The 7,731-nt window shown below is 70.1% G+C and carries 7 protein-coding genes; 5 read left to right on the top strand and 2 right to left on the bottom strand.

Annotated elements, in window-relative coordinates:
• On the top strand, nt 1-387 hold a 387-nt coding region (locus I5G_RS17350), incomplete at its 5' end, for an ABC transporter permease (RefSeq protein ID WP_026096042.1).
• A 31-nt stretch (nt 388-418) separates the two neighbouring features.
• Nucleotides 419-1,468, top strand: a complete 1,050-nt coding sequence (locus I5G_RS17345; protein ID WP_022880197.1) for an ABC transporter permease — start codon at nt 419-421, stop codon at nt 1,466-1,468.
• 20 nt (nt 1,469-1,488) lie between these two features.
• Here the strand turns inward: I5G_RS17345 and I5G_RS17340 are convergent, their stop codons facing one another.
• Nucleotides 1,489-2,091 (bottom strand): PH domain-containing protein, encoded by a 603-nt coding sequence (locus I5G_RS17340; RefSeq protein ID WP_022880196.1) that lies wholly within the window; start codon nt 2,089-2,091, stop codon nt 1,489-1,491.
• A gap of 62 nt (nt 2,092-2,153) precedes the next feature.
• On the opposite strand from I5G_RS17340, the gene I5G_RS17335 reads away from it, so the two are divergent.
• From I5G_RS17335 to I5G_RS23275, 3 genes are all read left to right on the top strand, one after another.
• Entirely contained in the window at nt 2,154-3,908 is a 1,755-nt protein-coding gene (locus I5G_RS17335; RefSeq protein WP_022880195.1) for an ABC transporter ATP-binding protein, read from the top strand.
• A gap of 137 nt (nt 3,909-4,045) precedes the next feature.
• Nucleotides 4,046-5,959 carry a translational GTPase TypA gene (typA, locus tag I5G_RS17330; RefSeq protein WP_022880194.1) on the top strand — a complete coding sequence of 638 codons (1,914 nt, stop codon included), beginning with the start codon at nt 4,046-4,048 and terminating at the stop codon, nt 5,957-5,959.
• A complete protein-coding gene (locus I5G_RS23275; RefSeq protein WP_022880193.1) occupies nt 5,959-6,684 on the top strand; it encodes a creatininase family protein in 726 nt (241 codons plus the stop codon). The genes typA and I5G_RS23275 overlap by 1 nt, the downstream gene beginning before the upstream one ends.
• Nucleotides 6,685-6,708: 24 nt before the next feature.
• Here I5G_RS23275 and I5G_RS17320 read toward each other — a convergent pair.
• Nucleotides 6,709-7,731, bottom strand: a 1,023-nt coding sequence (locus I5G_RS17320; RefSeq protein WP_022880192.1) for an amidohydrolase family protein, incomplete at its 5' end; no start/stop codon positions are given.

The raw sequence follows: 7,731 nt of genomic DNA, 5'->3' as shown, positions 1-7,731 counted from the left end.
CTGCTGCTGATCTCGTTCGCCGGGTACACGCGCTACGCGCGCGCCGGAATGCTCGAGGTGATGAACCAGGACTACATCCGCACGGCGCGCGCGAAGGGCCTCCCGGAGCGCACGGTCATCNTGCGGCACGGCCTGCGGAACATGCTGATCCCGATCGTGACCCTCGTCGCCACCGACGTCGGCGCGCTCCTGGGTGGCGCGGTGATCACGGAGCGGGTCTTCGCGATCTCGGGCATGGGCGCGTTGTTCGTCACCTCGATCCAACGCGTGGACGTGAACCCCGTGATGGGGTACTTCATCGTGATCGCCATCACGGCGATCCTGTTCAACTTCCTGGCCGATCTCGCCTACGCCGTGCTCGATCCCCGCGTGCGAGTGGTCGCATGATCGCCGCCGTCCGAATCCCGGAGGTCTCCAGATGACCCAGATGCTCCCCGAGCCCGCGAACGTCGATGCTCCGCCGCCGTCCGACGAGCGGCAGACCGTCGGCGTCAGCCAGGGCCGCCTCATCCTGCGGCGCTTCCTGTCGAACAAGATCGCCGTCGTGTCCGGCATCCTGTTCATCCTGCTCGCGCTGTTCTCCATCTCGGCGATCGGCATCGGTCCGATCCCCGGCTGGTGGAAGTACGACTACACGTCGCTGAACCCGCAGAATGACGGTGGGGCGCCGACGCTGTCGCTGTGGCCGCTCTCGTTCGGTGACCACCCGTTCGGTCAGGACCGCATCGGCATCGACTACTTCGCCATGACGATGCGCGGCATCCAGAACTCGATCCTCGTGATGGTCATCATCAGCCTCGTGGGCACGGCGGTCGGCACCATCATCGGTGCCCTCGCCGGCTACTACCGCGGCTGGCTCGACGCGGTGCTGATGCGCATCACGGACGTGTTCATCGTCATCCCGGTCATCGTCATCGGCGCCGTCGTCGGTCGCGCGACCGGTGGTCTGGGTGTCGTGCCGCTGGCGTTCTTCCTCGCGATGGTGTCGTGGACGACGATCGCCCGCCTCGTGCGCGCCGAGTTCCTCTCGCTGCGTGAGCGCGAGTTCGTCGAGGCCGCCCGCGTAGCCGGCGCGAGCGACGCGCGCATCATCTTCAAGCACATCCTCCCCAACGCCATCGGCGTGGTGATCGTCGCGGCGACCCTGTTGGCGGCGTCGGCGATCCTCCTCGAGACGGCGCTGAGCTACCTCCAGCTCGGTGTGCGTCCGCCGGACGTGTCGCTCGGCCTGATCATCTCCGACAACCAGTCGGCCTTCCAGACGCGCCCGTGGCTGTTCTGGTGGCCCGCGGTGTTCATCGTCGCCCTCGCGGTGCTGGTGAACTTCGTCGGCGACGGTCTGCGCGACGCGTTCGACCCGCGTCAGAAGCGCTTCTCGCTGCGTCGCACGAAGGAGCAGGCCGCTCCCTCGACGACGGCGCCGGCCAGCGTCCAGGGACGCGTGCACCCGGAGACGCCGTCGTCATGACGCGAGGCGTCCCCGCGATGTCAGCCCAGAACGATCGCCAGCACGATGCCGACCGCACCCGCGGCCAGCACCAGCAGGTTGTCGAGCCGGGCGCGGACACGGACGGGAACCGTCTCGGCGATGCCGGCCTCGACACGGCCGGCATCGCGCAGGGCGTGCCAGCGATCACGGACGAGGGCCGCGGCGCGTCCCGAGTCGGTGTTCGGCAGCTCTCCGGGACGCGTGTTCGGTGCGACCTGCCCCTCGCTGCGACGGTAGGCGCGGGCCGCGCGGAGCGACCCGGTCGCACCGGGCGCCGGAGCGGCGGTCACGGCGATGCGACGGCCGGGCGTGTGCAGCTGCAGCGCGTAGCGCGTATCGACGTGGATGAGCGCCGCCCACGGCACGCCGTAGCGCAGCACGATGTTGTCGACCTCCACCCCGTCGTCGTCGACGGAGACCGAGGGCGACCACAGGATGCCGTAGACCAGCGCCGCGGCGCCGAGCGCACCGGCGATCACCGCGGCGGGGGCCAGCGTCACGGCGGGAGCGGTCAGCAGACCGATCGCCACCGCGGCGATGACCGCCCACACGATGCCGCACAGGATGCGGGTGAACGTCGAACGGAACGTCTGGCGTGGCATCCCCTGATTCTTTCATTCCCCGATCACTCACTCCCGCTCCGCGGGACGGAGAGGACAGCCTCATGAGCACGACCGAGAAGGCGGGAATCCCCGCGCTCGAGATGACCGACGTCAGCGTCGACTTCGCGGTGGACGACGTCTGGGTCCCGGCGGCGAAGAACCTCACGTACTCCATCGCCCGCGGCCAGGTCGTCGCGGTGGTGGGGGAGTCGGGTTCCGGCAAGAGCGTGAGCTCGATGGCGGTGCTCGACCTCCTCCCGCGCAACAGCCGGGTCCGCGGCAGCATCAAGGTCAACGGCCGCGAGGTGACCACGCTCTCGACCTCGCAGATGCGTCAGCTGCGCGGACCCGAGGTCGCGGCGATCTTCCAGGAGCCGATGACCGCGCTGAACCCCGTGCTGACGGTGGGCTCGCAGATCATCGAGGCGCTCCGCGCGCACACGACGATGGCGCCGTCCGAGGCGAAGGCGCGGGCGCTGGAGCTGCTGGACATGGTCGGGCTGCCGGACCCGCAGAAGGCGTTCGCGTCGTACCCGCACCAGCTCTCGGGCGGTCAGCGCCAGCGGGCGATGATCGCGCAGTCGATCAGCCTCGAGCCCGCGCTCCTCATCGCCGACGAGCCGACGACCGCGCTCGACGTCACGGTGCAGGCCGAGATCCTCGACCTCATCCGCGACCTCCGCGACCGCCTGGACTCGGCCGTCCTCCTCATCACGCACGACATGGGTGTGGTCGCCGACCTCGCCGACTGGATCGTCGTGATGAAGAACGGCGACATCGTCGAGCAGGGCAGCGCCGCGCAGGTGCTCGGCGCCCCCCAGGACCCGTACACCCAGGAGCTGCTGGCATCCGTTCCCCGTCTGGGTGAGACGCTCGAGGGCGAGGCGACGGTCGACGTCGTGGAATCGCTCGCGGCCGCCGTCGCCGAGGGGCCTGCGCGCACCGAGACACTCCGCCTCGCGGCGGCGGCTCCCGCGCTGTCCAACCCGGTGCTCGAGCTGCAGAACGTGTCGATCGAGTACGGCAAGAAGGGTCGCGTCGCCGCGTTCCGCGCGGTCGACGACGTCACGCTCGGCATCGCCGAGGGCGAGATCGTCGGTCTCGTCGGCGAGTCCGGGTCGGGCAAGTCCACGATCGGACGCGCCGCGATCGGCCTGCAGCCCATCGCCGAGGGGCGTCTCGTGGTCGACGGCGTCGACATCTCCAGCGGATCGCGCAAGCTCATAAAGTCACTGCGCCGCCGCGTGGGCATCGTGTTCCAGGACCCGTCGTCGTCGCTGAACCCTCGCCTCCCGATCGGCGAGTCCATCGGCGAGCCGCTGTTCCTCGCGGGCGAGGCGAAGGGCGCCGCCCTCGACGCGCGCGTCGAGAAGCTCCTGGACGAGGTGCGCCTCCCGCGCAGCTACCGCAACCGCTACCCGCACGAGCTGTCGGGTGGCCAGAAGCAGCGCGTCGGCATCGCCCGTGCGCTGTCGCTGCAGCCGCGTCTCCTCGTGGCGGACGAGCCCACGAGCGCGCTGGACGTCTCGGTCCAGGCCCGCGTGCTCGAGCTCCTCAGCGAGCTGCAGCAGGAGCACCGCTTCGCGTGCCTGTTCATCAGCCACGACCTGGCCGTCGTGGATGCCATGGCCGACCGCATCGTCGTGCTCAACCGCGGCAAGATCGCGGAGCAGGGCACGCGCGACCAGATCCTGCGCTCCCCGAAGGAGCCGTACACGCAGCGTCTCATCGCGGCGATCCCGGTGCCCGACGTCGAGGTGCAGGCCGCCCGTCGCGAGCTGCGTCACGAGCTGCTGAAGAACACCCCGGCATCCTGATCCGGACCCCGAAAAGGGGCGGCATTCCTGAGGGGATGCCGCCCCTTTCGCGTGCGTCGCCGGGACCGGGGCGGGCGCCCGGTAGACTGGGGTGGCCCGATTCCGGGCGCCACCCCGAATTTTCCTGGAGACCCTCCATGGCGCACGCCCTTCGTCCTGACCTCCGTAACGTCGCGATCGTCGCGCACGTCGACCACGGCAAGACGACCCTCGTCGACGCCATGCTCCGCCAGACGAACTCTTTCGGCGACCACGCGCACGTCGAAGAGCGTGCGATGGACTCGAACGACCTCGAGCGTGAGAAGGGCATCACGATCCTCGCCAAGAACACGGCGATCACGTACAACGGTGCCCACACCGACGTCCCGGTGACGATCAACGTCATCGACACCCCCGGTCACGCCGACTTCGGTGGCGAGGTCGAGCGCGGTCTGTCGATGGTCGACGGTGTCGTGCTGCTGGTCGACGCGTCGGAGGGCCCGCTGCCCCAGACCCGCTTCGTGCTGCGCAAGGCGCTCGAGGCGAAGCTCCCCGTCATCCTGCTGGTCAACAAGACCGACCGTCCCGACGCGCGCATCGCCGAGGTCGAGGAAGAGGCGCACGACCTGCTCCTCGGTCTGGCGTCCGACCTCGTCGACGACGTCCCCGACCTCGACGTCGACGCGCTGCTCGACGTCCCCGTCGTGTACGCGTCGGGCCGCGCGGGTGCCGCGTCGCTGAACCGTCCCGACAACGGGTCCCTGCCCGATAACGACGACCTCGAGCCGCTGTTCGGCGCGATCCTCGAGCACGTCCCGGCCCCGTCGTACGACGACGAGGCGCCGCTGCAGGCGTGGGTGACGAACCTCGACTCGAGCCCGTTCCTCGGCCGTCTCGCGCTGCTGCGCATCTTCAACGGCACGCTGAAGAAGGGCCAGACGGTCGCGTGGGTCCGCCACGACGGCTCGCACTCGAACGCTCGCGTCACCGAGCTGCTGCTGACCAAGGCGCTGGAGCGTTTCCCCGCCGAGTCCGCCGGCCCCGGCGACATCGTCGCGATCGCCGGTTTCCCCGACATCACGATCGGTGAGACGATCGCCGACCCCGAGGACGTCCGGCCGCTGCCGGCGATCACGGTGGACGACCCCGCCATCTCGATGACGATCGGTACGAACACCTCGCCCCTCATGGGCAAGGTCAAGGGCCACAAGCTCACCGCCCGCATGGTCAAGGACCGCCTCGACCGCGAGCTCATCGGCAACGTCTCGCTCAAGGTCGTCGACATCGGACGACCGGATGCCTGGGAGGTCCAGGGCCGCGGCGAGCTCGCGCTCGCGATCCTCGTCGAGAACATGCGTCGCGAGGGCTTCGAGCTCACCGTGGGCAAGCCCCAGGTCGTCACCAAGCGCGGCGAGGACGGCAAGCTCAAGGAGCCGTACGAGCACCTCACGATCGACGCCCCCGAGGAGCACCTCGGCGCGATCACGCAGCTCATGGCCGCGCGCAAGGGCCGCATGGACAACATGACGAACCACGGCACCGGGTGGGTGCGCATGGAGTTCGTCGTCCCGTCCCGCGGCCTCATCGGCTTCCGCAGCGAGTTCCTCACGATCACGCGCGGCACCGGTATCGCCAACGCGATCTCGCACGGCTACGACGACTGGGCCGGCACGATCACGACCCGTCAGAACGGCTCGATCGTCGCCGACCGCATGGGCGTCGTCACCCCGTTCGCGATGATCGCCCTGCAGGAGCGCATGAGCTTCTTCGTGCAGCCGACCGAAGAGGTCTACGAGGGCATGGTCATCGGCGAGAACTCGCGCGCCGACGACATGGACGTCAACATCACCAAGGAGAAGAAGCTGACGAACATGCGTTCGTCGACTTCGGACTCCTTCGAGTCGATGACCCCGCCGCGCGTCCTGACGCTGGAGGAGTCGCTCGAGTTCGCCCGCGACGACGAATGCGTCGAGGTCACGCCCGAGAAGGTGCGCATCCGCAAGGTCGTGCTCGACGCGACCGAGCGAGGCCGCGCCGCCTCGCGTGCCAAGCGCCAGGACGCGAACGCCTGATGCTCGAGCTGGCCGGCGCCACGTCCGACGAGGTCCGTGACTTCGTGGCGTCCGGCCGGCGCCTGGCGGTCGTCGCCATCGGTGCGCTCGAGGCGCATGGGGCGCACCTGCCGCTGAGCACGGACACCGTGGTCGCCGAGCGCGTGGCCCGCGAGCTCGCGGAGCGGCACGACGGGGCGCTGCTGCCGTCCGTGGCGTACGGCGAGACGTGGGCGACGTCCGGGTGGCCGGGCACGATCTCCCTGTCGCCCGAGACCGTGCGGATGCTCGCGATCGACCTCGCCCGCGGGGCCGTGGCGTCCGGACTCGATCGGGTCGTCGTCGTGAACGGCGACTTCGGCAACCGGCTCCCGCTCGCGGCCGCCGCCCGCGATCTGGCGGCCGATGGCATCCGGGTCCTGGTCCTCGACCACCCGGGTCTCGCGGAGGCGGCGGATGCCGTGCGCGAGTCCGCGCCCGCGGTGCCGGGCATGAACCACGGCGAGGAGATCGAGACCTCGATGGTGCTCGCCGTCGCTCCCGACCTCGTGCACCCCGACCGGGCGCAGCCGCAGTACCCCGAATTCCCCGTCGATTTCGGCACGCGTCCCGTGCGGCTGCACGAGATCGGCGAGAACGCCGTATTCGGCGATCCGCGACCGGCGACCGCCGCGAAGGGCGAGACGCTGTTCGCCGCGGTCATCGCCGCCGCGTCCGCGGAGGTGGAGCGCTTCCTCGCCGGCTGAGCGCGTCGGCGGCGAGGCGTTCGCTCAGGGCGCGTAGTCCTGCACGCGTCGCCCGTGCGAGCGGTCGGTGAGGGCGGGCAGTCGCTCGGAAAGTTCGTCCACGGCCGCGTCGATGTCGATCGTCAGCAGCTGTCGGTCCCGTACGACGACACGGCCGTCGACGATCACGGTCGATACGTCGCCCTGGTGCGCGCTCAGCGCGAGCGAGTGCGCGAGGTCGTGCACGGGCTGCAGGTGCGGCGAGCGGAAGTCCAGCAGCACGATGTCCGCCCGCAGCCCGGGGCGCAGTGAGCCGACGCGGTCGGCGAGCCCGAAGACCTCGGCGTTCTGACGTGTTGCGAGGTCGAGCAGGTGTGCGGACGTCGCCCAGGTGGCATCCTTCGACGCGTATTTCTCGATCATGCCGAGGAGCCGCATGTTCTCGAGGACGTCGAGCGTGATGCTCCCCGCCGCGCCGTCGGTGCCGATGCCCACGCTGATGCCGGCGTCGTGCAGCAGGCGCAGAGGCGTCGTGCCCTCCTGCGCGTGCAGCAGGTAGGTCTTCGTGCACGACGCGACGCCGATGCGGTCGGCGTAGGGCTGCAGCAGGGCGATGTCCTCGGGGACGATACCCGCGCCGTGCGCGATGATCGCGCCGGCTTCCAGGATCCCGGTGTCGTGCAGGATGCCGATGGGGGAGCGGCCGCGGCGACCGAGGCTCGACGCCGTCTGCGTCAGGTTCTCCGCGGCGTGGATGTGGATGCGGACCCCGAGGCGCTCGGCATCCTGAGCCGTCCGTCGGAGGTCGTCGTCGTCGACCGTGTACGGAGCGTGCGGCCCGAGGGCGGTGGTGATGCGACCGTCGGCCGCGCCGTTCGCGTCACGCGCGAAGGCGACGCTGCGCTCGCGCCCGGCTGCGCCCTCGGACGAGAAGAACGTCGAGGCGAGGAGGGCGCGGATGCCGGCGACCTCGACCTCCTCGGCGATCGTGTCCATGCCGAAGTAGTGGTCGGCGAACGACGTGACACCGGACAGCAGCAGCTCGCCGATCGCGATGCGCGCGCCGAG

The sequence above is a fragment of the Microbacterium sp. B19 genome (genome assembly GCF_000333395.1).
In the GTDB taxonomy this organism is placed as follows: Bacteria; Actinomycetota; Actinomycetes; order Actinomycetales; family Microbacteriaceae; genus Microbacterium.
Note: the sequence above shows the minus strand (reverse complement) of the source record. Positions and strands in the feature narration are given on the sequence as shown.

Excerpts from the sequence above, each read along its gene's own strand:
- I5G_RS17345 (WP_022880197.1), top strand. The coding sequence starts at position 419 with ATGACCCAGATGCTCCCCGAGCCCGCGAACGTCGATGCTCCGCCGCCG.
- I5G_RS17340 (WP_022880196.1), bottom strand. The coding sequence starts at position 2,091 with ATGCCACGCCAGACGTTCCGTTCGACGTTCACCCGCATCCTGTGCGGC.
- I5G_RS17335 (WP_022880195.1), top strand. The coding sequence starts at position 2,154 with ATGAGCACGACCGAGAAGGCGGGAATCCCCGCGCTCGAGATGACCGAC.
- typA (WP_022880194.1), top strand. The coding sequence starts at position 4,046 with ATGGCGCACGCCCTTCGTCCTGACCTCCGTAACGTCGCGATCGTCGCG.
- I5G_RS23275 (WP_022880193.1), top strand. The coding sequence starts at position 5,959 with ATGCTCGAGCTGGCCGGCGCCACGTCCGACGAGGTCCGTGACTTCGTG.